Here is a 25,601-nt window from a genome sequence, read left to right as displayed (position 1 = left end):
AAGGGTAATAAGGGGGCTAAGGCCCCTTTTTTTGGATATGAATAAAATTTTAAAGCTTTACCGCACTCTCAAGTACTTAAAGCCCATTCAATTCAGTAACCGTATGTCACGACGGTTCACGAAGGTTAAATTTACAAAACCAGAAGTAACCTTAAACGAAGTATCAACAACAGGTTGGCAAACATTTTCGGTCTTAAATTCATGCTATCAAGGCAATGGTCAGTTTGAATTTTTGAATGTCGTAGATACGGTTAGTGACTGGAATGACGCAACAAAAGCTAAACTTTGGCTTTATAATTTGCATTACTTCGATGACCTAAACCAGTCTGGGTGGCAAGACAGAATTGAAATTCATCATAGTTTGGTCAATACATGGATAAAACAAAATCCGAAGATGATAGGAAATGGATGGGAGCCTTATACCATTTCACTTAGGTCGGTAAATTGGATTAAATGGTTCTTGTCTGGTAATGAACCAAAAGAAGAATGGCTGGCTAGTTTGTCATTGCAGGTTCAAGCCTTAGAGCAGCAATTAGAGTATCACTTACTTGGCAACCACTTATTTGCAAACGCAAAAGCTTTGTTGTTTTCTGGTTGTTATTTCAAAGGGGAATTGGCTGATGAATGGTTAAAGCGTGGCTTAGGTATTTTAAAAGAAGAAATCCCAGAGCAAATTCTTGCTGATGGCGGTAATTTTGAACTAACGCCTATGTATCACAACACCATCCTTGCCGATATACTTGATTTGTATCAGTTAAGCCTTGTCTACCCATATAAGATTCCGAAAGCGACCAGTCAATACTGGTGTGAACTCATTGGAAAAATGTTGTCATGGGCTGAACACATGCAACATCCCGATGGTGACGTATCTTTTTTTAATGACTCAGCTATGGGTATTGCTCCCAAGTTGGTTAATTTGCAACGCTATGCCGAAGTGCTCAAGATTACGATTCCCGCCACTAATAAAGATCAAGTTACCTCTCTAAAAGAAAGTGGTTATGTGGTGGTTAAAGACCAAGTTAAAAAGCTAATCATTGATGTCGCAAAAGTAGGACCTGATTACATCCCCGGTCATGCTCATGCTGATACACTTTCATTTGAGTTGAGTATTGATGGTCACCGAGTACTTGTAAACAGTGGGACATCGGTTTATGGCTTAGGTGAAGAAAGACTAAGGCAGCGCAAAACCGAAACTCATAATACGGTAGTGGTTGATGACATGGATTCATCTGAAGTCTGGAGTGGATTTCGCGTAGCAAGACGTGCATACCCTAGTCAACCGTTCATTACGGATAATGAGGGCGGCATTAGTGTTGAATGTTCTCATGATGGTTACATGCGCTTGCCTGGTAAAGTGACGCACACTAGAAAGTGGAAACTAACGGAAGGTGACTTATTTATTATTGACAACCTAACGGGTACGTATAACCACGCAGAAGCCCATTATCACCTCCATCCTGATGTTAGAGTTGAAGGGGTAAATAACTCTAGTCAAGTTCAACTCCACTTGCCGAACGGTACTAAATACACGATTAACGCTGAAGGTGCTGACATTAAGGTAATTGAGACGACATGGCATCCTGAATTTGGCTTATCGATAGCCAATAAAAAGTTGGTATTAAATTTTAAACAGAATGAAGTAAACTTTGTTTTAAGGCGAGCGTAGCAATGCATATTCTTTTTCTTACTGATAACTTTCCGCCAGAAGGCAATGCGCCAGCAACCAGAACTTATGAACATGCTATCCGTTGGGTGCAAGCGGGGCATAAAGTGACGGTGATTACGTGCGCACCAAACTTTCCTGAGGGTAAGGTATTTGATGGTTTTAAAAACCGCTGGTATCAAACTCATGATCTCGATGGCATAAATGTCGTTCGTGTCAAAACGTTCATTACTGCAAATGAAGGTTTTGTAAAGCGTATTCTGGATTACATGTCTTTTATGGTGACGGGCTTTATCGCAGGGCTGTTTCAGAAAAAGCCGGATGTCATCGTAGCGACTTCACCTCAGTTCTTCTGTGCATGCGCTGGTTGGGCGTTATCAGCCGTTCGTAGAAAACCGTTTGTGTTTGAGCTACGCGATATATGGCCTGCGTCTATTACAGCGGTTGGTGCTATGAAGGACAGCTTTGCTATTCGTATGCTAGAAAGAATAGAAATGTTTTTATATCGAAGAGCCGATTCCATTGTTTCGGTAACCCATGCCTTTAAAAAGGAATTGATTGAGCGTGGAGTGGATAGAGAAAAAATAGAGGTTGTTTTAAATGGTGTTGATTTGACTAAGTATGAACCGTCGTTATCCAAATACACTGGTTTAGCGGAACAATATGACTTGGAAGGTAAGTTTGTAGCAGGTTACATTGGTACTCACGGTATGGCACATGGCCTAGAACATATCGTGGATGTAGCTGAACGCTTGCAAAACAATGATGATATTCGGGTCGTATTTGCAGGTGGTGGTGCAGCAAGACAAAAGGTCGTTGATCTTGTCGAAAAGAAACAGCTTAAAAACGTTGTATTAATTGATAGGCAACCAAAAGAGATGATGCCTAAGTTATGGTCTCTTTGCGATGTTTCTTTGGTTCCCTTAGTGAATAGCGATCTCTTTAAAACAGTTATACCCTCTAAAATCTTTGAATGCATGGGCATGGGGATACCAACGATAATGAGCGTGCCAGAGGGTGAAGCCACCGCTATTATTCGAGATACAAATTCAGGTCTGGTAGTCGAAAGTGAAAGTGTAGATCAAATTACCGCTGCAATTTTGCAATTGCATGAGGACAAAGAGTTATATCAGCGAATACGTTACAATAGTATAGAAACAGCACCAAAGTTTAGCCGAGATACTATGGCAGCGGATATGGAATCTATTTTTACAAAGTATGTTTGTTAGTTTTTTTAAACACTTAGCCGCACATTGGAAATATCCAAATTCATGTTCTGAAATTGGATATTTTTCTCTTTAAACCACCACATATGTAAGTTATACACAATCTTAGTTTAGTTTAGTTTAGTTTAGTTTAGTTGTATTTCTGTACTTTTCTATTTAGGGTATACTTTTCTGATATAAGAAGTGATCTTCCAAATGTTACTTAATATCACAAGATAAACTGCAAAGCAGATGAAAAAAGCATAAAACATGACATATTCTGGGATGTTTAGTATTTCACCGGAAATACCTATCACCGCGTAGAGAGTTGCAATACTACAAATAACGATAAGTGTTTGTGTTGAGCTTAACCCCAAACGCTGGGAAATGTGATGTAAGTGTTCACGGTCAGGCTTAAAAGGAGAGTCCCCTCTTCTTATTCTACGAATCATGATAGCAGCCATGTCCATCAAAGGCACAGCAATTAACCATAGCGCAGTAACTGGACGGAGTGGTGGAGAGCTTCCATTTTGACTAGATAGCAGCAATAGCCAGATCACGGTAAAACCAATCAACATACTCCCTGCATCCCCCATAAATACCTTTCTTTTTCGGCCAAAGGCACCGAGGTTTAGTAGGATATACGGAATGATCACAACGACCAATACTAAACAAATGTAGGCTAAATTTGATTGCCCGTCATGGTTAAGCATAATGCCGAGCCCACCAAAAGTTACGATAGATAACCCGCCCAGTAGGCCATCAATTCCGTCGACCATATTAAATGCATTGATCGCTCCCACTACTGCAAGCGTGGTCATAAAGTAACCAAGCCAACCTAGTGTAATAACATCGCCGCTACCAAAGACATCACCTATTGTATTAAGCTCAATACCACCCACAACCATCATGATAACAGATAGCCCCGCCTGTACTGCAAATCTTAGTTTAAAGCTGATGTCATATTTATCATCTAAAACTCCGATACCAACAAGTATTAAGACACATGCTGCATAGAGTGGTGTATTAGGCAAAGTGTGTGGGTTATTGAATAAGAAATAGAGAATAGAGATACAAATCGACACACCACCAACTAAAGGTATGGCACCGTTGTGTAATTTACGAGCATTTGGCTTGTCAACTAATCTTATTTTTTTTGCAAATTTACGCATGGTAAAAGTAGTCGCAAGAGAAAAGAAAAACAGGAAAAGGAGGTCAATAAATGAGATGAGCACGATTCAGCCTAATAATGTATTTTGGAGTATTTTAGAGTATTTAACATCGAGTTGAAAGAAGGGATAGTCATCTACGTGAGGAGACTGTCTCAAATTCTGTGCAATAGCTTGAACTAAGCCTTAAAAGCTTAGTTTAGGCTATATGATCAAGAAAGAGCTTGAAGTTTGTCCCAAGGAAGTAGTCAAAGGAATTAACTGAGTTCAGCTAAATGCCGATGAAAATTACGATTGAGGTCTTACTCAATGCGGTAATGGATGAGCATTTTGGCTATGAAAAAAACAACAACCTAACTCAGAAGTGGGTCATACCAATGTTGGTGCTGGCCTTTTAGTATATTAGGATTTCACTCGAATTACTAAGTCAAGCTCATATGGCGAGCTCGGCTAAACCGAAACACTATTGACAAAACTTTTCACATCATGGGCTTATACCTCTAGATGGTGTTCAATCTCATGAAGGTCACATCTACGCAGCTGTTGAAATAGCAGATGAGAGTGGCGTAGAGAATATCTACCTACATGCATTCCTATACGGTCGTGACACTCTACCACGTAGCGCAGGAAAAGGGCTATTCGCGAAGCTAGGTAAAGGCCGTGTAGCTTCTCTTATTGGTTATACTACGTAGTGGGCCGTGATAACAACTTGGACAGCGTTCAAGAATCTTTCGGCGTGCATACATAAGCACAATCAGAGTTTATATTCGATACAGCAGTTGCTTCTCCATTACGACCCACAGCCAGAAATGAGAGCACCAGAGCTAACTGAAAAACTTGTTACTGCAATCAAAGGCGGCAAATATGATGCCGATTGAACTAAAATAAAACTAGGTTATAGTGCGCTGCTAGTTGTCTGAAGAGCGCTTTCAGAAAGCTAACAAGTTACACGATACTAACACCATACGGTGTGATAGCATTTGTAGTTATTAATTCAGATATTTTGAGAGACTTATAGTGAAGCAGCATTACCAACCACAGCCTTACTCCCCAGAAAACCCGCCAATGTATAGCGCAAATGATGAACTTGATCTGCGAGACCTTTTTAAAGCGCTTTGGGACGGTAAGCTAATAATAATTTTGGTAACTACTTTATTTACTGCTAGTAGTATTGTCTTTGCCTTGTCAGCTCAAGAGTGGTGGTCTTCTAATGCTAAAATTACAAAAGCTCAGCCTCAAAACTTAGCTGAATATCAGCAGCAGGTGAAGCAATTTCAACCTGTTTTTAATATATATCAAGAAGATGGGACAGTTCTTGTTAGCACAGAACTAGATAGATTGATTGACTCTACGGTGTTGTTCCAACGATTTGTGAATGCCTTTAATTCAACTAATAATAAGAGAGCTTTTTTAGATAATAGTATCGAATTCCAAGAGTTTAAAAACTCTTTGGTGGTTGGCGAGTCTGATATGAGCGTTGACGAGGTTAGAGCCTTATATGCTCAATGGTTTAATAGAGTCTCAGCTTCTAAAGTTGATAAAAAGGATCATAATTCACCATACATTGTTAATTTTCAAACAATGACTAAAGAAGGCAGCTTTAACTTGTTAACCGCTTACATTTTGGCGACTGAGTCGAAGGTTCATCAAGACGCATTCAATAACTTGAGTGCAGTTGTTAGTGGTAAAAGGAATGAGTTGATTCAACAAAAAAGAATCTTAGAAAGCCAGGCTAGCAATCAATTATTAGTCGAAACTGAGCGAGCAAAATATGCTTTCAAAATTGCTAAGTCTGCAGGTGTCGATAGACCAATCCAAACAGGTAATGAAAAGGAACTGTTTAGTATTGATTTGGGTGCTAAGGGTTTAGATGCAAAAATTAAGGCTTTAGAATCGGTTAAAAATCTAAGTGTTATAGAGCCTCGCATTCAACAAATAAATGCAAAGCTAGATATGTTGGATCATCTTGATGTTGACCGTAGTGTTGAGTTTCAGACGTTTCGTTACATAGAAAGCGTAGAGCAACCGATCACTCGAGATAAACCTAAACGGTCTCTTATTGTCGTTCTCGGCACATTGCTTGGTGGAGTGTTGGGTGTTGTAATCGTGTTTATAAGATTTGTATTTAGAAAAGAAGATTAATTCGCTTTATTGGCTAGTGTTTATACACTAGCCATTTTTTATTCCCTCTTACGCCAAGACTGCGTAACGAATGACTACCGTAACTCCAAGCAAATACCGATACCTAACGTTTGGCGAATTAAAGTTGCTTATCCTTAACGCATACAATGCCAGACAGACATCTGAACATCATTCAAACGGTACTAGGCAAAGGCTCTGGCGATCGGGTGTTGCCTTATATATCGTTCTAGAGTTGAATATAAATCGATAGAGTTGAACGAGGCCCTTATTCGGCTCATAACGTTAGCTTTATGAAGTTTTTGAACCGTTGTGGTGCGTTTATTAATTATACATTTACTTGATAGTTGTTATTATCTATCATGTGTTCAATCAGTTGTTTAAGCTGAGTTATTCCTTTTTGCAAAACCTATCAGCAAGTCAGTCGGTAGGTAAGGAAGGCCTAAGCAGGTGGTTTGGCTATCGCAGTCAAAGAGGCTTTCTTCTTACGTCTGTGATCTAAGAGTTCCACTCTCGGAGTTGAGAGCAAAAAGGAGTACTTGTGATTGGCTTATGGTGTACTAAGCAAGTGACTCTTAAGTTCTTTAAGCTCAATTAAACATAGACAAACCTAGCGCTAATGAAGAGTGCAACATTGAGTGGTGATATCACCGATGTTGCTTAAATACGTCAGTTGTTTGGGGTCGGAAAGTACGTATGACTGCCTGATTTTTTGGGTCGTGGTACAAGAACTGATTAGACTACCACGCAGATTTGCTAGGAAAATCGGCATCAATTCAGTTTGAAATATGGAAGATATAATTATATGAAAATGCAGTGGTTAGTTAAAGTTTCACCTTTGTTGTTGCTATCAGCAACAGCCATGGGAGCTGAGAATTTATACGTAGGCGCCAAAGTTGGTAGTGTCTCTGCCGATAAGTTTGCCCCTTTAGTAGAAAGCAGAACGGCTATTGATGATTCAGACACCTCTTACGGTTTGTTTGTCGGTTATCAGATTGTCGATTCATTAGCCATAGAAGGTGGTTACAGCTACCTTGGTGAATATGATCTTAAAGACATTGTCGGTGGCAGCTATGACGCGAGCAGTTTTGATGTCGTACTAAAAGCCTCAGGCAATGTAAACGATAGTTTGGCTGTGTATGCCAAAGGCGGCTTTGCTGTTTATGATTGGAATGCAAATGGTAAGGGTGTTGAGTCTGATGATTCAGGCGTTGCTCCAACTATTGCTTTTGGTACTGAATACTCCATGACATCAGCAATGAAAATTGGCCTAGAATACCAAGTATACCAGGATGTTGGTGGTGTAAATATCGATTCATTTAATGTTGCTTTGTCTCATTACTTTTAATTATTTGTAGGGATCAATTGTGAAATATAAAATTTTAGCGTTATCAGTCGTTGGTGCAATTTTAGGGGGCTGTGGTAGCGATAATGACAATAGCACTCCTCCTGTTGAACCATATCGTAATATTATGGCATTCGACCCTGCAGTTATGGGTATGAAAGGAACATTCAGTTGTGACGATGGCACAACGGGCATTTTAGAAGCAACTAACTTTTATGGTGTTTCTGAAGTTACTGAGCTTACCGTTTTTAATAAGCCTGAAACTTGTTCGTTTTCCTATAACGCAACGCCAGGTGCCAAAGATGTATCTAACGGCAAAGACATGAGTAAGGTGAGCTACAAGTTCCCTAAAGGCTTAGCTAATCTCGATGACCTTGTGACATCTTCTCCAATCTCAACACTGATTGAGAAAGAGCTAGATGGCCAACCTTACAATGACACTGTAGGTGAACAGATTCTTAACGATCTTGGCTTGGGCTACTTAATAAACAATGGCCGTGCTAAGAATGTTGCTGACTTCCTGCGTCGTACTGAAGAAATTATTAATGGTCTTCCAGCGACTGAAAAGAGCCAAGTTTTAGCGACTAACGCGGTATTGTCAGATGTGCTAGTGGTTAGCCCGAATGCATCAGCAACTGATTTGTCAGCGGCAGCAGAGGCTATTGCGACAAAAGTTTTTAATGACTACCCAGACTACCCTAAAGCACCGAGTGGTAAGACAATTTTCTTGGATCTAACTGAAAACCCAACGTTAGTTGAAAAAGTAGTTGCTGATCCAACTGAAACTGTAGTTCTTCCACCGGAAAAAGAAGCTGAGCCTGTTCCAAATCCAGATGAAGGTACTAACCCACCTACTGGCGGTACTGGTGGTACTGGCGGCACTGGCGGTACTGGCGGTGGCGGTAACGGCGGTGGTACTGGCGGCTAATTTAAGCACCAATGATAAAAGGCACCACTCGGTGCCTTTTTTACACGCTGTCATTATTAAACGCTGTCATTATTAAACATAGTTACTATCCAATATAGTCACTGTCAAATACGGTTATAACCTATTGCATCCTAATGAAAATACTCAGTCATTCTAAAAACGTATCTCTCGTGGCATCTATTAGCGCATTAGCCATCTCTTCTAATGTTTATGCTGTCGATAACCTGATGTCGTCTCAAAGTTATACCGGTGCGATTATCGTTCCCAATGCTCAGGTAATGGACACTGGAGATATCTCTTACCTCTATGGCCAAGGTGTACCATACCGAGGAAAAACCAGCGACTTAGACAACATATTGTTTAGCGTTGGCTTATTCGATGGGTTGGAGGCAGCGGGTAGAATTGTCACCAAAACTTATGATTGTCACCTTTACCCGAATGTACCGAACTACGATCCTAACTGTGGTAACGGCATTCGTGATTTATCGGCTTCCTTTAAATACCAACTCCCTTTTATTAAAGATTGGACGGGGTTCGATGTTGCCTTCGGTGCTCAAGATTTAGGTGGGGCGGCAAATAATTTTAAAACTTATTATGCGGTCGCTGATTATGTGCCTGACTTTGTGCCGGCTCGGTTTAGTGCGGGTTTCGGTAAATCGGATATTAGCCATGGCGTGTTGAATGGGCCTTTCGCCAGTTTAGAGTATCAGCCATTGGATTTTGTTCAGTTGATTGCTGAGCACGACTCTGCTCAATTTAACGCTGGTTTAAAGGTGTTTACACCAGAAAACTACTTGCCGCTCGATACGCAACTCTCTTTTCAATACCAGTTTTACACCAGTGGCACTGCCGATATCGATATTTGGTCTGTGGCGGCATCTGCTCCCTTAATGGGCTTCTCTGAATCTCGCAGAGTCAATGAGTTAACTCTGGAAGACAAGATCTCAATAGAGCAAGCACACCATGAATTTTCTGGCGTTGTGCAACTTAAGAAAGCCCTAGTTGATGAAGGCTTTCTTAATGTGAGAATTTCTGCGGATGATCTTGGTTTAAATGTCGCTCTGGAAAACAGACGTTACAATCGTAACCAAGTTGATGGCGTTGGTGTCGCTTTGGGGATCATCTCTTCCTACGTGGGAGAAGGCATGCTTCAAGACCTTGGGGTTAAAAATTATCAGCAGCAGAATATTCGCCTGTTTAATTTGGTTAATGACATTCCAATGATGGAAGTGATCACCAGTGCCCCATGTTATCGAGAATTTGTGAAAACGGGTGAGCCTTGCAGAAACCTGATTGTTCGTACTTCCGATGTGAAAAAGAGATATGCCAAGGCGAAGTTTGATAAAGAGGCTGCTCGTTCCGGTTTTGGACGTACACAAGTTATCGTTTCTCCTGCTTTGTATCACAATACTGCGACAGAATACGGTGTATTTGATTACTCATTAGCACTGTCCACCAACCTTTATACTTCTCTGTGGAAGGGCGCCGCGTTGGATGTTAGACACTTAATGCCATTGGCGGATAGTGATGACTTTGAAGAAGGCAGAATCTGGGCCGATGATGCCTTTGAAAATGAAGTTGATAGGGTTCTTTTCCATCAAGCATTTCAATTGCCTTATAACCTCACCACTCAATTCTCATTCGGCCAAGTGTACGGCAACTTCTTGGGCTTCTTGAACGAAACTCAGTATGCCAGCAATAGCGGGCGACATATTCTTGGTTCTGAATACGCCAACTTCTCTGCTCAAGATAAATTTGATGCGAAAGGAGACGTTATCGCAGATGCGACGCCAATCATTGGCCATTACACCTACGCAAGGCCCGATTGGAATTGGCAAGGTAAAGTGCAAGCTGGCCAATTTTGGAAAGGTGACGAAGGGGTTCGAGTGACCAGCAGTCATTGGTTGGGAGATGTAAGGGTTGACGCTTCATACCAGACCACAAAAGCGGTAGGGAATAGTGAAGCCGAAGACTTTGTCACTCTTTCTATCGCGATCCCTTTAACACCATGGCGTGATATGAGCCCTAACTACGTTCAGTTGCGTGGTATCGACCAGTTTGTTTATGCGCTTCAAACTCGAGTGGGTGAGAGTAGTAACAACTTAGGTGAAGGCTTAGGTGTCGATACTGGGTTACAGCACAATATTGAAAGACAGTATTTCAACCGTAACCGAATCGGTGCAAGCTATTACCAAGAAAACCGACAACGCTTGCGTAATGCTTATCTAAAATATTTAGAAGCCGTTAAATAAGTTTGAGTAAGAGAAGAAGCGAAGGGCGGGCACAAAAAGTGTTCGCTCTTTGGCTTTTTTTCACTTACTCGTCTCTCGTTTACTGGTATTTATCATCTGCTCTTCCTAGTGCTAAACCATTCAACTAGGTTGATATTAAGCACAGATTGTGGATAATGCTTACGAATTAAACTGAGCGTTTGTACCTGCTTTTTTTTTTATGTTTAAATTGGCAATTCCATACCATTTTAAATGCCTTGGTGGGCAGGTTTGAATGCTTTGGTAACAAATTGAAATCCCTTGGTGGCAAATTGAAATACCTTGGGAAAATACATGACGCAGTGTGATGTCGCGAAATATCAAAGGGCGGTAGCGTTCTCATTTTCTGACTATAAATGGGAGGAAGATCGTGTTAATTCTTCGCATCTCTCCGATTCACCGCTGTGTAACTGATAAAATCATTTGCCTTCTATTCTTTGGATGTCCTTAGGGGCGTCAAAACACATTCCGTTTCTATGACTTGGTTAACATGAAGATTAATAAAAATCGTCTCCTTTTAGCGCTCCTTCCTGCATTATTGGCAGGGTGTACGACTCCAGGAACTCACCTTTCTACTGGCAACAAGAATGTGATTCAGCCTTCAGAGGAACAGCAAGAATCTGATATCTCTGATGTGGTTAACCTTTACCCATTGACGGCTCAGTCAGTATCGAGTTACCGAAATGAACCGTTATCGGTTTCCCAGGCTAACCCGACATTAGATGTTGATATTGCAAAGTATGAATATCAAGTAGGGGTTGGTGATATCTTAAACATCACTATTTGGGATCACCCTGAACTGACCATTCCTGCTGGTTCTTACCGTAGTAGTACGGAAGCGGGCAACTGGGTTCATGCTGATGGCACCATCTTCTACCCGTACATTGGGACGGTTGACGTTGTCGGCAAAACCGTGCGCGAAGTTCGTGCTGACATTGCGGCTCGTTTAGCAAAGTATATCGAGAGCCCTCAAGTCGATGTCAACGTGGCGGCGTTTCGCTCTAAAAAAGCATATGTCACAGGCGAGATAGAAAAGCCTGGCCAACAAGCCATCACCAATATCCCTTTGACCTTACTAGATGCCGTGAACCGTTCTGGCGGTTTATCTGAAAATGCCGACTGGCGTAATGTGTCATTAACGCGTAATGGCGTAGAAGAAAGCCTCTCACTTTATGGCTTAATGCAACGTGGTGATTTAACACAAAACCGTTTACTGCAAGCGGGTGATATTGTTCACGTGCCGCGTAATGACAATCAGAAAGTATTCGTGATGGGCGAAGTGAATGATCCTCAACTGTTGAAGATTGACCGTGTCGGCATGAGCCTAACGGAAGCCCTTAGCACCGTCGGTGGGATCAACCAACTGACCGCCGATGCCACTGGTGTATTTGTGATTCGAACTTCGGATGACAAATCAGAACGCATGGCGGATATCTACCAACTTAATATGGAAGATGCATCGGCACTGGTCATAGGCACCGAGTTTGACTTAAAACCTTACGATATTGTTTATGTTACCGCTGCGCCAATCAGCCGTTGGAACCGTGTGATTGGTCAGCTTGTACCAACCATTTCGGGCTTCAACGACCTAACCGAAGGTATGTTGCGCGTTCGTAATTGGTAGTATGCCCTGGTTGGTAAAAAGCCCTGTTTAATCATCAGGTTACATTTGGTGTGTAACCTGATTTTTTATGTTTAAACGTCAATGATGCTGAAAAGTACAAGTGCCTTTGGTTTGTAAATGCCTTTAGTTTGTAAGCGCATTCGGTTTGCAAGAGTATTCAGTTTAATAAGCACATTATAGTTAGAAGTCAGTTATGTTTGATAAAATTTTAGTGGTGTGCGTAGGCAATATTTGTCGTTCACCAACTGGAGAACGCGTTCTTCAACAATTGCTTCCCAACAAAAACATCGCCTCTGCTGGTATAGCAGCCGAAAAAAGTCGCTTAATCGGTAAGCCAGCAGACGACACCGCAATTTTAATTGCCGCTGAACATGGTATCGATGTTGAAAATCATCAGTCTCAACAAGTCACGCCGCAGCTTTGTGCTCAGTATGATTTGATCTTGGTGATGGAGAAGGGCCATTTGGAGGCGCTTACCCAAATTTCACCAGAGGCAAGAGGCAAAACCATGCTGTTTGGTCAGTGGATTGGTCAGCAAGACATTCCCGATCCGTACCGTCAAAGCCGTGAAGCATTTGAACATGCTTATAAGCTTATTGACGAAGCGGCACACGCTTGGGCGAAAAAGCTGTAATTAAAGCTAAAAGAAATCGAGTTAGCTTACACATCGCCATTAATAGAATCACATAAGAGAAAAGGGTACGTAAATCGTATTTACATTCTCTTAAAGTACTAGTTTAGGAAGTAGCAATCTGATGACAACACAACCATCTCAGCAAGCACATACTAATAATTCTGATGAGATAGATTTAGGGAAACTGCTTGGCATTCTGTTGGATGCTAAATGGTTAATCATGGTTACCACATTTGCTTTTGCTGTGTTTGGTATCGCATTTGCCCTACTTTCAACCCCGATCTACAAAGCGGATGCTCTTATTCAAATTGAAGAGAAGAGCTCTGGCGGTATCTCATCGATGGTCGGTGACATGGGCGAATTGTTCTCTCAGGAATCCTCTGCCACGACGGAAGTTGAGATCATTAAATCGCGTATGATCTTGGGCGAAACGGTCGATAAATTTAATTTAACCACCGTGACTTCACCTATTTATGCCCCCATTGTCGGCAAAGGCTTCGCACGTTTAACTGGCGACATTAACCACATTGCGGTGAGCCGTTTTACCTTGCCAAGTTATGCAAGTGCTTATGCTCACACGATTCAGGTTGTTGATGCCGAACAAGGCACTTATCAACTGGTGCGTGATGATGAGCGCGTTATCTTAACCGGTAAAATCGGTGAGCCAGCAACGGCTGACGGTTACAGCTTGTTTGTGGCAGATTTTGAATCAAGTAACGGCTTTGAGTTTGCTATTGGTAAACAAACCCGATTAGAAGCCATCGAATGGTTGAAATCTTCGCTGTCTCTATCTGAGCAAGGTAAGCAAACCGGTATTTTGAAGCTGAGCTTTGAAGGTGAAGACAAGCAGAAGATCTCTGAAATACTCAACCATATTAGCCAGATCTATTTCTTACAAAACGTAAAGCGTAATTCCGCGGAAGCAGAGAAAAGCCTCGCTTTCTTAGAAAGCCACCTTCCGGGTATTAAATCTGAATTGACCGGCTATGAAGACGTACTAAACAATTATCGCCAAGCCAATGATTCGATCGATTTAGGCTTAGAAGCACAGTCAACCTTGAAAGTAATGGTCGAGCTTGAAGCGCAATTGAATGAGTTGACGTTTAAAGAGAGTGAAATCAGCCAACGCTTCACTAAAGATCACCCGGCTTATAAATCTCTGCTTGATAAGCGTAAAACGTTATTGGGTGAAAAAGAACGCCTCAACAAGCAAGTGCAAAAACTACCCAAAACACAACGTGAAGTACTGCGTATGACACGTGATGTTGAAGTGAACCAACAGATCTACATCCAGCTACTTAATAAAGTTCAAGAGCTGAGCATTATTAAAGCCGGCACTGTGGGTAACGTTCGTATCTTAGATGATGCCCAAGCGTATTCTCGTGCTGTAAAACCAAAGAAACCACTGATTGTGGTACTAGCGACACTCCTTGGTGGCATGTTAAGTGTGGCGTTTGTGTTAGTAAAAGCGGCCTTTCACCGTGGTGTTGAAAGCCCAGACCAAATTGAAGAAATTGGTTTACCTGTGTACGCGGCCGTACCTAAATCTGATTTACAAGTTGAGCTAACCAACCGTTTTAAATCGAAGAAACAGAAAACGAAAGGGACTCAAGCCCTGCTTGCTGAATCGAACCCTGCGGATCTTTCCGTTGAAGCACTGCGTGGCTTAAGAACCAGTTTGCACTTTGCGATGCTGGAAGCGAAAAATAACATACTGATGATTTCTGGCCCAGCGCCAGGCATTGGTAAGTCGTTTATCTCAACCAACTTTGCCGCAGTTGCTGCGAAAACGGGTCAAAAGGTGCTGCTGATTGATGCCGATATGCGTAAAGGTTACTTACAACAAAGCTTTGGTGTGAAGTGGGATAATGGTCTTTCGGATGTATTAAGCAGCAAGCAAGACTTTGCTCAATCAATCAAAGCGACACCGGTAGAGAATCTCGATATTCTTACGCGCGGCCAAGTGCCACCCAACCCATCTGAACTGTTAATGCACCCACGCTTTGCAGAGTTGATTGAATGGGCATCCAAGGAGTATGACTTGGTGATTGTGGATACTCCACCTGTACTCGCGGTTACCGACCCAAGTATTGTTGGTGCCTTTGCTGGTACCACATTAATGGTGGCGCGCTATGCTCAAAACACCGTTAAAGAGATTGAGGTCGCTCGTAACCGCTTCGAACAATCGGGTATTGAAGTGAAAGGCGTTATCTTTAACGCCATCGAGAAGAAAGCATCAAGCTCATACGGCTACGGTTACTATAACTACGCTTATTCGAGCGATAAAAAATAACATCAAAGACGGGGTGTGTCACCACACCCCGTCATTTCGCCGTTCTACCATTCTGCTATTACGCCATTCTGCTATTCTGTTATTGAGAAGTGAGAAGTGAGAAGTGAGAAACGAAGTCTCTGGAATGAGCGCTTTACCTCTGCTTTTCCCACTCTTCGTATCTCGTTCTCACTCTTAGTTTTTCGTTCTTACTCTTTTCTGCTTGTTTGCTGTTTGCTTTCTTAACGGCTTAACGGCTTAACGGCTTAACGGTTAAGAAAATTGACCGCTTTGTCTGGAAAATCGGTAAACAACCCATCGACTTTAACTTGATTGTAAAAAACATCCAGCATGCCATCAAAGTTGTCCGCATAAGCCGGAATTCTTCCCGGATCGGCGCGGAAAGTATAAGGGTGCACTTCTAATCCGGCGTCTTTAGCCGACTTCATCAACGGCTTAATCATAATATTGCTTTTGGTGGATGCATCATCAACCAGCATTGGTTTCCAAGGACCAATCCCGTCTGCGTAGCTTGCAACCTTCTCCATACCTTCGTCTTCGAACATCCAGTCATAATTGTACGGCGTCGCTTTGTCGCCTTGATAAGTCATGGTTTCATTCCAGTCTGTGTAGGCCATCAACTGTACGAGTTTCAGATCCATCTGCATGGCTGGCATGAGTTCATTGTTAATGCGTTGCAGTTCATTGGTATCAAAACTCTGTAGATACACCTTGTCGTCTTTTGATAGGTAACCATATTGCTTCAAAGTCACCAGTACCGCTTTTGAAATATCTTTCCCTTCATGGCGGTGGAACCAAGGTGCTTTAATCTCAGGGTAGATCCCCACGTCATAACCTAATGTTTTATTTAGACCTTGGATTAGCTCAATCTCTTCGGCAAAAGTCGCGACGCGAAAATCAGACTGCCACATTGGGAAACGTTCAGGAAAACCGGCGACTTTATTCCCTTGCTTATCAATATTGAAGCCTTCGGTCACGGTGAGTGATTTGATCTCGGCCAGCGTAAAATCAATCGCATAGTAGCGGCCATCAGCTCGTGCTCGTGTTGGAAAACGCTCTGCGACATTGGTGACTCTATCTAAGTAGTGATCATGCAATACCACCAATTGGTCGTCTTTGGTCATCACGACATCTTGTTCGATATAGTCGGGTTTCATGGCATAGGCGAGCGATTTAGCGGGCAGTGTGTGCTCGGGTAAATAACCGGATGCACCGCGATGCGCAATCACTAAAGGATCGGCGAATGCATTAGCCGATAAGCTTAGTGCTAAAAAAGTCAGAGACAGTGACGTTGTTTTCATTATGTTTTCCCTTGATAGCACAAAGGCAGGGTTCGCCTGCCTCTGTGGTGTATTGATTTTTATTCCGTTAACGTTCGCTTAAGCCAACGCTTCTTTCTCTCGTTCGAGATCTTTTTGTTTGTGGTGTGCGCGCTCGCCTAAGAAGGCGTAAAGCAGACAAATGATTGAAGCAACACAAGCGCCGACCAAAATAATGAAACCACCATCCCAGCCGTAGTGATCCACCATAAAGCCAAGTACCGCATTGGCAGCAACCGCGCCGCCTAAGTAACCAAATAGCCCGGTGAGGCCTGCCGCCGTACCTGCGGCTTTTTTCGGTGCCAGTTCGAGCGCATACAAACCGATTAGCATCACTGGGCCGTAAATAAGGAAGCCAATCGCAATCAGTGCCAGCATATCAACCGTTGGGTTACCAGCTGGGTTTAGCCAGTACACCAAAACGGCGACGGTGACCAAAACCATAAAGAGAATCCCTGCCGGAGCACGGCGGCCCTTAAACAACTTATCTGAAATCCAACCACATAATAAGGTGCCAGGAATACCGGCCCACTCATACAAGAAGTAAGCCCAAGACGATTTATCCACCGAGAAGTCTTTTGCTTCTTTTAAGTAAACCGGTGCCCAATCGAGTACACCATAACGAATAAGGTAAACAAACGCATTTGCGATCGCGATAGACCACAACAACTTATTAGAGAAGACATACTTAAAGAAAATTTCTTTCGCTGTCATCTCTGTCTCATGAGATTTATTGTAATCGTCTGGGTAATCGTTTTTGTGTTCTTCAATCGGTGGCAGGCCACAAGATTGAGGGGTATCTCTTACCGTAAACCAAACAAAAATAGCGACGAGAGTGGCAAAAAATGCAGGAACATAAAAAGCGGTGCGCCAGTCATCGTTGAAAGCCCAAAGTCCCAATAAAAACATTGGACCAATCAATCCGCCGCCAACATTATGCGCGACATTCCATACCGACACTATCTCGCCACGTTCTTTGCGTGACCACCAGTGAACCATCGTTCGTCCACAAGCTGGCCAGCCCATACCTTGAAACCAACCATTCAAAAACAGCAGGATAAACATCGCGGTAATGCTGCCGGTTGCCCATGGCATAAAGCCAAAGCAGAACATCACCAGAGCCGACATTAACAAGCCGCCACTGAGGAAATAACGAGGGTTGGAGCGATCGGACACGCTGCCCATTAAAAACTTTGATAGACCGTAAGCGATAGAGACGGCCGCTAACGCTACCCCTAGCTCTCCTCGGCTGAACCCTTGCTCAATAAGATAGGGCATCGCCAAACTAAAGTTTTTTCGGACTAAATAGTAACCCGCGTAACCAACGAAGATGCCGAGAAAAAGCTGCCAGCGTAATCGCGCATAGGTGCCATCAACCTTATCTGCTGATAAGCGATCGATATGCGCCATAGGTTTGAATATTCCAAACATAGAAACCTCATAAAAATTGGGCTTAAAACGTACAATAAATGCTCGAACGAACAAAGTTGATCATCATTCGAAAGTGCACGCATTGTATGTGCTTCAAAATTAATTTCTGTGATAGAGATTGTTATTAACAAAAAAGATCATTTAATACAGCATATTAGTTTCATTTAATTAGAACGAACTTCATGTTTTCGCTTGCGTGTTTTTAACCAAGATGAGCATGAATGTGAGAAGTGATGAGTAAACGAGCGACAAAAAATAAAGAGCAGTAACGAGATGCGAGTGGCGAGATATGAAAAGCACCGCTCTTCGCATCCCGTTTACTCGCTACCCGCATCTGCTCTTTCAGCGCTTCGAATCCTGTTTACCCGTTACTCGTATCTGCTCTTCTATTTTTTCACCACGCCCCCTGTTAAATACAAACCAATCGCCGCTAATACCGGATAGCCAAAGGCTTCATTGGTCATTTCCCCTAACGGTTTCCAATCGTAGCCGTGCATACAACCCAAAATCACCATCACATGCAGTGCTACATAAGGAATGGTGAACAACAACACGATGTAGCGCTGCACTAACTTAAAAGGCTCATAGGCTTTAAGCAGTGCCAGTTTGTGCTTCGCTTTTTCTTCATCAGTAAAAAACATCGCATCTCCTGTGTTGGTGAGTGCATCTAACCCTTTGTTAATGGAAGACTGGCTCCCAAATATTCGCCCGAACAATGTCATGCTGCTCCTTGGTTCGTTGATGGTTATATACCGCCTTTCTAGTTCTTCCGTCATTACGCCATTTTGTTACTCAATCATTTCGTCATTTAGTCATTCCAGAACTGAGGGACGAGGTATCTGGAATCTGCTCTTTCTGCTCTTCAAGCTTTTCGCATATCGTTCATTTTTATCCCGAATTCTCTTCAGCTCCTAACGCGTTATCAGCAAAAGCTAGATTCTGAATCACGCTCGTGCCTCGCTGTTCAGAATGACGACTTAAGTAACGTCACACTCCAAAACTCTTCGCTATTCGCCACTCGTTATTCACCACTCGCACCGCTCGCGACTCCGTCATTCCGCCATTTTGTTACTTAATCATTTCGTCATTTAGTCATTCCAGAACTGAGGAACGAAGTATCTGGAATCTGCTCTTAAGCTTTCCGTATCTCGGTTACTCGAATCCCGCATCGGCTCTTACTCCCTTAGCCTCACCACCGGACACGCCTTATTTACCCCCCAATCTTTATGCCCCTTCACATTCTCATCTGAAATCAAGAACTGCTCTTGCAAGGCCGCCACCAAACCAAACAGTGCCTTACGCTGTGCAAGCGTGAAGTTATCTTCTGGTTGCAGTTCGGAATTACAACCACCGACCATGCAAACGCCAATATTGCCCTTGTTGTGTCCTTTCACATGCGCGCCGGTTTGCGACAGCGGCCTACCCAGTTCGACATCCCCATTGCGACGAATCACAAAGTGATACCCCACATCGCGCCAGCCTCTCTTTTTATGCCATCGGCGAATATCGGCGACGTGAACATCTTGCTCCGACGGTGTGGCGCTGCAATGCACAGTAATAAAAGAGTAGGGCGGGCAATGAGGTAAGCGGAGTAACACCGAAACCAGGCTGAAAGAATAGGAGGCTGAAGGCAAACAAGGATCTAACGAAGGGATGAACTCCACCTCGCCCGCTTGTTTTTCGGAATGAGCCTGCTCTTGCGAACCAGTCGGCTCTTCTGAATAGGGCGACTTTTGCGAATCATCTTGCTCTTGCAAAACAGACGCGGCTAACGGCTGGTGTGGAACTCGATCAGTTGCTGGTGGAGTGTTTGACAAAATAAATCCTCTTGTTGTTGTAACCAGGTGACTAAAAACGTTGATAACGATTCTTTTAAATCAGGGTGTAATGCGATGTGTTGTCGCAAACTCGCGGCTACGGTTTTTGCATAACCGGCGTGGTGACTGACATAACGTAAATACATCACGCAATAACCCAGAGGCTGGCTTCGCCGCGCTCGGCTGATCATCCAACACATGTCTTCATAGCTGGGATCTTCAAAACGCTCCTCTTCAAAACAAACCGATTCATCACTTATCGAACCATCAGCCATTAATCCATTGCTATCACGGCACCCGTCGCTCTGACTAACAAGTAGCGGCAGGTAAGACCGATTGAGGGAATAAGGACGACACTCGATGCTCGCCATGCCCGGCTGGTACGCTGAAATAAAAAGAGAAACTATCGCCTTCATTAAGCACCTTATTGCTGTATGGGGAGGGCAATGTACTTCAAGACTTTTGATTGGGGTTGGTGGCAATAACGCGAAAAAGGAAGAGCGCAGAAAAGTGAGAGGTGCTTCGAAGGTTATCATCTTAAGTAATGTTCTTGTTGCATATCAATGAGAGCACAAAGGAAAAACACGTTTTGTTACTTTTAATCTCGCCCCACCTTAGCCCCCAAAGCACCAAAAAGTGTTGTTAATGCACCTTTTATCAATGGTTATGCATATCTATCCGCTTTTATAGCGAGAACGATTTAAGTAGATAGACCCATTAACAAGGAGCGTTATTCATGTGTGTTTCCCTCATTCTCTCTTTCATCCCATTAAAAACCGGCTCGCCGATAAGCAAGTTGGTGTTATTAAAGTTGGCCGACAATGCCGACGCGCGTGGTGTGTGTTTTCCATCCTTAAATTACTTAGCACAATATTGCGAAGTATCGGTAAGAACCGTGAAACGACATCTTAACGAGCTAGAAAAACAAGGGTTTGTGAAGCGGATAAAGCGGTTTGATAACAAAGGCCGTCAGCGCAGCAATTTATACCAATTACGCCTACCCAGCGGTTGTCATATTGAACAGAGTGATTTAGACCGCTCGGACGTCGATAAAGCCGAGAACGAGCAACCGGAACTCAACCCAAGCCTTCCACAAAGTGACCATTCAGACACCCACCAGGGGGACTCAAGATCCAACACGGAGAGTGATCGCCCGGCACACATAATCTTTCATAAAGAACATAAAACAGATATCAGCTTGAAAAGCGGCATGGTAGACGACGCCGATATTCTTGATACCCCCAACGCCTCTGAAGAACATGCGACCTCCATACCTACAACCCAAAAAGAAGCCGTGATTGATCTGCTTACCGAAGAGGGCTGCGCACCGATTTATCATGAGTTCTACGAAATATTAAAACGCACCTACCCGAAGTTAGATGTGCTGCAAGAACTGCATGCCATGCAAGCTTGGTTGTACATCAACCCCGACAAGCGCAAACCCTTTGAACACATTGGCCACTTTGTGAATGGTTGGCTAAGAAGAAGTGCCCAAGCCAAAACCAAACGAGGTTTAACGCCTGTGCTTCAGCAAACAAAAGGCGCCAAGCAAACCCTAACGGTTAAACAAAAAAGAGCGGCTAAACCAACAGACACAAATAAACCGACAGCTGATCTCCACCATGCGCATTCGCTCCAAATCGACCAAGTTGAAAATAAGCAGCAACAACCAACACCGGTCTCTCAGGCCCTAGCGGACTACAAAGCCAAAAGCACCACCAACCCGTTTGAGGCGCGTATCAAGGCCCTAATTCAATCCAAATTGGCGAGTACCGACCCCGAGCAGTGAGAACCTGTATTTCACATTACTTAAAGGCTTAAATTAGCCAAAGCGAACACAGACATAAAAACGTCAAGAGACAAAGGTAAAATTAGGAGAGGCATATGGACGATACCAACCTAAAAAAGCTGACAACGGAAGAAAAAGTAAAGGTGTTAGAGCGCGAGATAGAACGGGTGGAAGGACGCATCGGCGAGTTCTTAACTTTGCTGGTTAACCACTACCCACAAGGGCTAACACGCACAGAAATTAAGGACTTGTTGGCGGTGAACAATAATGAAAGTTTTGTCTCACTTTATAGAAACGGTAAAATTTTCATTGATATAGAAAAGCGCTACTGCGACGCAGCACAAGAAAACCGGTACCACATAGGGACTAAGTTTCTGCAAGACGTACAATGTTTTCGCTGGGTGAATGCTTGGTAAGATGTTCGACCACTTCGCTTATAAATCAAACTGGTTAATATGCACTTACTTTGCTAGAATCCCCTGCGCAAAACAGCCACGGATAGCTGGGGGATGCATTCACCCCGTAAATACCTTGCCTTTAGGAGCCAAACCTAAGGGCGGTAGCGTGCCTGAATCTTAATGACTAGCCGAGCCTAGAACACTAACTATCTCTTCTTAAACTAAATTAAATATGTCTGAGTACCTAAAAGTGTACTGAGGCATTTTTTGATGTTTACCCATCACTAAGTTCATCGGAATCAAGTGAAAGGGTGGTCTCAATAAAATAATTATTAACAATCAGGTTTTATTACTTATGAATTTGTCAGTAGAAAATGCAAAAATTGCAATAATTGGCTTAGGTTACGTTGGTTTACCTTTGGCTGTAGAGTTTGGTAAAAGGTCACCAACGATTGGCTTTGATATTAACCAAGTACGTATTGATGAACTGGCGCTTGGTCGTGATAGTACGCTAGAGTGCAGTGACAATGAACTTGCTGAAGCCTCTCACCTTTCTTACACCACCTCTCTTCAAGACTTAAAAGAGTGCAATGTCTACATTGTTACCGTTCCAACACCGATTGATGAGCATAAACAACCCGATCTAACACCACTGATTAAAGCGTCAGAAGCGTTAGGCACAGTGATATCAGAAGGCGATATCATTGTTTATGAATCAACAGTATACCCAGGCGCGACGGAAGAAGACTGTATCCCAGTTGTAGAGCGTGTTTCTGGCCTTAAGTTTAACCAAGACTTTTTTGCTGGTTACTCACCTGAACGTATTAATCCAGGTGATAAAGAACACCGCGTGACTAATATCTTAAAAGTAACCAGTGGTTCGACACCAGAAGTGGCTGAATACGTAGATCAACTTTACAAGCGCATTATCACAGCTGGCACACACAAAGCATCTTCTATCAAAGTGGCAGAAGCGGCAAAAGTGATTGAAAACACGCAGCGCGATGTAAACATTGCCTTAATTAACGAACTTTCAATCATTTTTAGTAAGCTTGATATTGATACGTTAGAAGTACTTGAAGCTGCAGGCACAAAATGGAACTTCCTTCCATTCCGCCCGGGTTTGGTGGGTGGCCACTGTATTGGTGTGGATCCTTACTACCTAACGCACAAAGCGCAAACAGTCGGTTACCACCCAGAGATGATCTTAGCGGGGCGTCGACTAAATGATGGTATGGGGCAGTATGTTGTTTCTCAATTAGTTAAAAAAATGCTGACAAAACGCATTCATGTAGAGGGTGCTAACGTACTGTTGATGGGGCTAACTTTTAAAGAGAACTGTCCTGACCTACGTAATACTAAAGTAGTTGATATTGTCTCTGAATTGAAAGAGTACAACATCAACGTAGACATTATGGACCCATGGTGTTCAAGCGAAGAAGCGCAACACGAATACGGCCTAACTTTGTGTGAAAAAGAACAACAAAATCATTACGATGCAATCATCATGGCGGTATCTCACAACGAGTTCAAAGAGATGGGCGTAGAAAAAATCCGCTCGTTTGGTAAATCAGAGCATGTTCTGTATGACTTGAAGTACGTTCTAGACAAAGAAAGTGTGGATATGCGTCTTTAATTTATAGACAGAACTAAAACTCAGGAGAGAAACGTTTTAGCTCCTGAGTTTTATTATGAGGTAGGAACGAGAACCTCAACACTGTAAGCTGAACTTATTCATACTGAGTTTCGAGAAACGAATATGGCTCAGAGTTTATAAACACAATTTATCCTGTCGAAAAATAATATTTGCCTCTCCACGGAAAACACAATGACCAAATACGAACAAATCCAACAAGAGCTAGCTGAGTCACCAAAAACATGGTTAGTAACGGGTGTTGCGGGCTTTATTGGCTCAAACCTACTTGAAAAATTACTAAAGCTTGATCAAACCGTGGTGGGGTTAGATAACTTCGCAACGGGGCATCAGCACAACTTAGATGAAGTTAAAGGCTTAGTAAGCGACGCTCAGTGGGATCGCTTTAGCTTTATTAAAGGCGACATCCGAGAGCCTCAAACATGCCAACAAGCCGTAAAAGGTGTTGATTACGTACTGCACCAAGCAGCACTCGGCTCTGTACCTCGTTCTATCGCTGATCCACTTACCACGAATGCTGCGAACATCACCGGTTTTCTAAACATGCTAGATGCTGCAAAAGAAGAAGGGGTAAGCAGCTTTACTTATGCAGCGAGCAGTTCGACATACGGCGACCACCCAGCGTTACCAAAAGTGGAAGAAAATATTGGCAACCCACTTTCGCCTTACGCAGTAACTAAGTACGTAAACGAACTTTACGCAGGCGTATACGCTCGCACTTACGGTTTTAAATCTGTTGGTCTAAGGTATTTTAACGTGTTTGGGCCTCGCCAAGACCCAAGTGGTGCTTATGCTGCAGTTATTCCGAAGTGGACTGATTCCATTATAAATAACGAAAATGTATATATCAATGGGGATGGTTTAACGAGTCGAGATTTTTGTTTTGTGGAGAATGTGGTTGAAATGAATATTTTAGCTTCATTAGCGTCAGACAATACAAAAGATGAGGTATATAATGTCGCTTTGGGTGAAAGGGTTACCTTAAATGACTTATACGAATCAATATTTAATATAGTAAATATTCTTATTGGAAATATAACGAACAATTTGATATATCGAGAATTCAGGGCGGGAGATGTACGTCATTCTCAAGCAGATATAAGTAAAGCTATAAGTAAATTAGGCTATTCAAGTAAGCATAAATTTTCTGATAGTATTGGGGTTACGGTTGAATGGTATATAAATAATGAAATAAGAAAAAATCATCATGAAAAATAATAAGGGAATAGATGTACTATATTCGATACTACCTTTTTTTTATACAGTAAGATCTAGGTATGATAATTTTAGTAATTTTTTGTCATGGTTGATTAGTTTTCCTATATTTTACATCATGATTTTTAATATGATGGAATCCACTGCCCCTGTTATTAATATGTTGATTTATTTTTTGTGCATTAACTTAGTTTATGAGATAGGTTATATTTACAATGATAAAGTCACGACTAAGAAAGAAAAAAGCCCCACTATAAGATGCTCATTTTTATTTACGGATGAAAATTATGAGTTGGTTATTATTCTTAAAGCTGTTTTAGCTTTTTCAATTAGTGTTTATTTTTTTGAAATAAGGTTTACATTTGGTTTGTTTTTATTGTTACTTTCCTTTTTGCTTCACAATGAAGTAAGGAGTAATTATAACATCTTAACTTATTGTCTACTATTCTCAATAAAAACTTTATTACCGGTTTTGTTTTTTGTCAATAATTACTTTTTGATTTGTTTTTTAATGCTAGTTGTAGTGTTTCCTAGGGTTATAGAGCATACATCTAGGAATCGTTACAATATAAAAAGCATACAGAATTTATTGATTGACCGTGATTTGTTTAGAATTTTATATACAATGTGTTCATGTGTTATAATGTTATTATTTTCTTTTTATTACTCCATTGAGAATAGTTTGATTGTAGCCTGTTCTTTTCTATT

20 protein-coding genes and 1 pseudogene are annotated in these 25,601 nt (G+C 42.3%); 15 read left to right on the top strand and 6 right to left on the bottom strand.

All coding sequences use genetic code 11. The features are described 5' to 3' along the window. Window positions 1-37: 37 nt before the first annotated feature. Entirely contained in the window at window positions 38-1,666 is a 1,629-nt protein-coding gene (locus OCV24_RS13115) for a heparinase II/III family protein (RefSeq protein WP_150879044.1), read from the top strand. A gap of 2 nt (window positions 1,667-1,668) precedes the next feature. Further along, window positions 1,669-2,892 (top strand): glycosyltransferase family 4 protein, encoded by a 1,224-nt coding sequence (locus OCV24_RS13110; RefSeq protein WP_150879042.1) that lies wholly within the window; start codon window positions 1,669-1,671, stop codon window positions 2,890-2,892. A gap of 149 nt (window positions 2,893-3,041) precedes the next feature. Here the strand turns inward: OCV24_RS13110 and wecA are convergent, their stop codons facing one another. Next, window positions 3,042-4,103 carry a UDP-N-acetylglucosamine--undecaprenyl-phosphate N-acetylglucosaminephosphotransferase gene (gene wecA / locus OCV24_RS13105; protein ID WP_102506015.1) on the bottom strand — a complete coding sequence of 354 codons (1,062 nt, stop codon included), beginning with the start codon at window positions 4,101-4,103 and terminating at the stop codon, window positions 3,042-3,044. A 209-nt stretch (window positions 4,104-4,312) separates the two neighbouring features. Between wecA and OCV24_RS13100 the strand changes: the two genes are divergently transcribed. From OCV24_RS13100 to OCV24_RS13060, 9 genes and pseudogenes are all read left to right on the top strand, one after another. Continuing rightward, window positions 4,313-4,435 carry a hypothetical protein gene (locus tag OCV24_RS13100; protein ID WP_261878787.1) on the top strand — a complete coding sequence of 41 codons (123 nt, stop codon included), beginning with the start codon at window positions 4,313-4,315 and terminating at the stop codon, window positions 4,433-4,435. After that, a pseudogene (locus tag OCV24_RS13095) lies at window positions 4,384-4,854 on the top strand (2,3-bisphosphoglycerate-independent phosphoglycerate mutase); the annotation flags it as partial. The gene OCV24_RS13100 and the pseudogene OCV24_RS13095, both read left to right, overlap by 52 nt. Window positions 4,855-5,054: 200 nt before the next feature. Continuing rightward, entirely contained in the window at window positions 5,055-6,179 is a 1,125-nt protein-coding gene (locus OCV24_RS13090) for an LPS O-antigen chain length determinant protein WzzB (protein WP_208806553.1), read from the top strand. A gap of 802 nt (window positions 6,180-6,981) precedes the next feature. Continuing rightward, on the top strand, window positions 6,982-7,524 hold the full coding sequence (locus tag OCV24_RS13085) for an outer membrane beta-barrel protein (protein ID WP_017055686.1): 543 nt from the start codon (window positions 6,982-6,984) through the stop codon (window positions 7,522-7,524). Window positions 7,525-7,543: 19 nt separating this feature from the next. Continuing rightward, complete coding sequence (locus OCV24_RS13080; protein ID WP_150879039.1) at window positions 7,544-8,449, top strand: serine/threonine protein kinase; 906 nt, start codon at window positions 7,544-7,546, stop codon at window positions 8,447-8,449. A 170-nt stretch (window positions 8,450-8,619) separates the two neighbouring features. Then, on the top strand, window positions 8,620-10,701 hold the full coding sequence (locus tag OCV24_RS13075) for a YjbH domain-containing protein (protein ID WP_244291738.1): 2,082 nt from the start codon (window positions 8,620-8,622) through the stop codon (window positions 10,699-10,701). A gap of 508 nt (window positions 10,702-11,209) precedes the next feature. Beyond that, complete coding sequence (locus OCV24_RS13070; protein ID WP_017055689.1) at window positions 11,210-12,343, top strand: polysaccharide export protein; 1,134 nt, start codon at window positions 11,210-11,212, stop codon at window positions 12,341-12,343. Between the two features lie 193 nt (window positions 12,344-12,536). Further along, the gene (locus OCV24_RS13065; protein ID WP_017055690.1) at window positions 12,537-12,977 is read left to right on the top strand and encodes a low molecular weight protein-tyrosine-phosphatase; all 441 of its coding nucleotides are present in this window, start codon (window positions 12,537-12,539) and stop codon (window positions 12,975-12,977) included. A 121-nt stretch (window positions 12,978-13,098) separates the two neighbouring features. Further along, entirely contained in the window at window positions 13,099-15,270 is a 2,172-nt protein-coding gene (locus OCV24_RS13060) for a polysaccharide biosynthesis tyrosine autokinase (protein ID WP_150879035.1), read from the top strand. A 245-nt stretch (window positions 15,271-15,515) separates the two neighbouring features. Here OCV24_RS13060 and glpQ read toward each other — a convergent pair whose 3' ends face one another. The 5 genes from glpQ to OCV24_RS13035 all read right to left on the bottom strand — a co-directional run bounded on the left by glpQ (window position 15,516) and on the right by OCV24_RS13035 (window position 20,253). Further along, on the bottom strand, window positions 15,516-16,571 hold the full coding sequence (glpQ, locus tag OCV24_RS13055) for a glycerophosphodiester phosphodiesterase (protein ID WP_137009026.1): 1,056 nt from the start codon (window positions 16,569-16,571) through the stop codon (window positions 15,516-15,518). 78 nt (window positions 16,572-16,649) lie between these two features. Then, entirely contained in the window at window positions 16,650-18,020 is a 1,371-nt protein-coding gene (gene glpT / locus OCV24_RS13050) for a glycerol-3-phosphate transporter (protein ID WP_017055406.1), read from the bottom strand. Window positions 18,021-18,406: 386 nt separating this feature from the next. After that, on the bottom strand, window positions 18,407-18,742 hold the full coding sequence (locus OCV24_RS13045) for a hypothetical protein (protein WP_016784030.1): 336 nt from the start codon (window positions 18,740-18,742) through the stop codon (window positions 18,407-18,409). 453 nt (window positions 18,743-19,195) lie between these two features. Further along, window positions 19,196-19,837 carry an N-acetylmuramoyl-L-alanine amidase gene (locus OCV24_RS13040; protein WP_390902089.1) on the bottom strand — a complete coding sequence of 214 codons (642 nt, stop codon included), beginning with the start codon at window positions 19,835-19,837 and terminating at the stop codon, window positions 19,196-19,198. Further along, window positions 19,789-20,253 (bottom strand): hypothetical protein, encoded by a 465-nt coding sequence (locus tag OCV24_RS13035; RefSeq protein WP_060466988.1) that lies wholly within the window; start codon window positions 20,251-20,253, stop codon window positions 19,789-19,791. Before OCV24_RS13035 ends, OCV24_RS13040 begins: the two co-directional genes overlap by 49 nt. 320 nt (window positions 20,254-20,573) lie before the next feature. Here OCV24_RS13035 and OCV24_RS13030 point away from each other — a divergent pair, with 320 nt between their 5' ends. The 4 genes from OCV24_RS13030 to OCV24_RS13015 all read left to right on the top strand — a co-directional run bounded on the left by OCV24_RS13030 (window position 20,574) and on the right by OCV24_RS13015 (window position 24,896). Continuing rightward, complete coding sequence (locus tag OCV24_RS13030) at window positions 20,574-21,626, top strand: helix-turn-helix domain-containing protein (protein WP_150879033.1); 1,053 nt, start codon at window positions 20,574-20,576, stop codon at window positions 21,624-21,626. A 95-nt stretch (window positions 21,627-21,721) separates the two neighbouring features. Beyond that, window positions 21,722-22,042: a hypothetical protein gene (locus OCV24_RS13025; RefSeq protein WP_137009019.1), complete on the top strand. Its 321-nt coding sequence runs from the start codon at window positions 21,722-21,724 to the stop codon at window positions 22,040-22,042. A gap of 337 nt (window positions 22,043-22,379) precedes the next feature. Next, entirely contained in the window at window positions 22,380-23,660 is a 1,281-nt protein-coding gene (tviB, locus tag OCV24_RS13020) for a Vi polysaccharide biosynthesis UDP-N-acetylglucosamine C-6 dehydrogenase TviB (RefSeq protein ID WP_150879031.1), read from the top strand. 192 nt (window positions 23,661-23,852) lie between these two features. After that, a complete protein-coding gene (locus OCV24_RS13015; protein ID WP_150879029.1) occupies window positions 23,853-24,896 on the top strand; it encodes an SDR family oxidoreductase in 1,044 nt (347 codons plus the stop codon). The last annotated feature ends 705 nt before the right edge of the window (window positions 24,897-25,601 follow it).

This window comes from Vibrio kanaloae, from assembly GCF_024347535.1.
Classification (GTDB): Bacteria; Pseudomonadota; Gammaproteobacteria; order Enterobacterales; family Vibrionaceae; genus Vibrio; species Vibrio kanaloae.
The sequence above is the reverse complement of the archived record's forward strand: the minus strand, read 5'-3'. Positions and strand labels throughout refer to the sequence as shown.

What these genes read in the sequence shown, in the direction of transcription:
- OCV24_RS13045 (WP_016784030.1), bottom strand. Translation starts at nt 18,742, where the DNA reads ATGACATTGTTCGGGCGAATATTTGGGAGCCAGTCTTCCATTAACAAA.
- OCV24_RS13065 (WP_017055690.1), top strand. Translation starts at nt 12,537, where the DNA reads ATGTTTGATAAAATTTTAGTGGTGTGCGTAGGCAATATTTGTCGTTCA.
- OCV24_RS13085 (WP_017055686.1), top strand. Translation starts at nt 6,982, where the DNA reads ATGAAAATGCAGTGGTTAGTTAAAGTTTCACCTTTGTTGTTGCTATCA.
- OCV24_RS13110 (WP_150879042.1), top strand. Translation starts at nt 1,669, where the DNA reads ATGCATATTCTTTTTCTTACTGATAACTTTCCGCCAGAAGGCAATGCG.
- glpQ (WP_137009026.1), bottom strand. Translation starts at nt 16,571, where the DNA reads ATGAAAACAACGTCACTGTCTCTGACTTTTTTAGCACTAAGCTTATCG.
- OCV24_RS13035 (WP_060466988.1), bottom strand. Translation starts at nt 20,253, where the DNA reads ATGAAGGCGATAGTTTCTCTTTTTATTTCAGCGTACCAGCCGGGCATG.
- OCV24_RS13025 (WP_137009019.1), top strand. Translation starts at nt 21,722, where the DNA reads ATGGACGATACCAACCTAAAAAAGCTGACAACGGAAGAAAAAGTAAAG.
- OCV24_RS13060 (WP_150879035.1), top strand. Translation starts at nt 13,099, where the DNA reads ATGACAACACAACCATCTCAGCAAGCACATACTAATAATTCTGATGAG.
- OCV24_RS13115 (WP_150879044.1), top strand. Translation starts at nt 38, where the DNA reads ATGAATAAAATTTTAAAGCTTTACCGCACTCTCAAGTACTTAAAGCCC.
- OCV24_RS13015 (WP_150879029.1), top strand. Translation starts at nt 23,853, where the DNA reads ATGACCAAATACGAACAAATCCAACAAGAGCTAGCTGAGTCACCAAAA.
- OCV24_RS13030 (WP_150879033.1), top strand. Translation starts at nt 20,574, where the DNA reads ATGTGTGTTTCCCTCATTCTCTCTTTCATCCCATTAAAAACCGGCTCG.
- tviB (WP_150879031.1), top strand. Translation starts at nt 22,380, where the DNA reads ATGAATTTGTCAGTAGAAAATGCAAAAATTGCAATAATTGGCTTAGGT.
- OCV24_RS13070 (WP_017055689.1), top strand. Translation starts at nt 11,210, where the DNA reads ATGAAGATTAATAAAAATCGTCTCCTTTTAGCGCTCCTTCCTGCATTA.
- glpT (WP_017055406.1), bottom strand. Translation starts at nt 18,020, where the DNA reads ATGTTTGGAATATTCAAACCTATGGCGCATATCGATCGCTTATCAGCA.
- OCV24_RS13100 (WP_261878787.1), top strand. Translation starts at nt 4,313, where the DNA reads ATGCCGATGAAAATTACGATTGAGGTCTTACTCAATGCGGTAATGGAT.